The following is a 577-nucleotide window of genomic DNA, read 5'->3' as shown; positions in this document are numbered from 1 at the left end:
CTATCCTATGCTCATTCGCTCGGTGTTGTACACGCCGACTTAAAACCAGCCAACGTAATTTTGACCTCCGAAGGCCATGTAAAGCTTTTGGATTTTGGTGTGTCGAAAACTCACCAGATCAAACAGGATCAGTATGCAGCAAAACGTAAAACAGAAGATCTAGAAACGCTGGGCTACACGCCTAACTACGCCTCACTCAACCTGCTCTCAGGAAAAGAACCAAACATAAGCGATGATATGTTCGCCTTATGTTGTATTACGTATGAATTGTTGAGTTGTAAGCATCCATATTCAAGAACACCAGTTAATGAAGCACTAAAGGAAAATATTAAGGTCTCTAAACCAGCAAATATGCCAATAACGAAGTGGCCGATTTTCTCGAAGATTTTTTCAACTGGCACAATTCCAGCTGATTTTAATGCAAAGACAGTTAAGCGTCGTTTGAACAAGCAGCATTGGCCCTTGGCCACTGGTGTCGCAGCCAGCTTGTTGTTTGTGGCAGGTCTTGGATTAGTCTACAACCAACAGCAAGTTGCCATTTCCGATCTAGAAGCAAAGCTTAGTCAACAAAACGAAG

At 42.6% G+C, this 577-nt stretch carries 1 protein-coding gene; it reads left to right on the top strand.

The window, feature by feature from the left end; translation table 11 throughout:
- Positions 1-577 (top strand): protein kinase domain-containing protein (locus R7O13_RS29230; RefSeq protein WP_318305504.1); only part of this gene is annotated, 577 nt, incomplete at both ends.

The sequence above is a fragment of the Vibrio sp. Y176 genome, from assembly GCF_033438945.1.
This window is presented reverse-complemented; position numbering and strand designations above follow the sequence as displayed.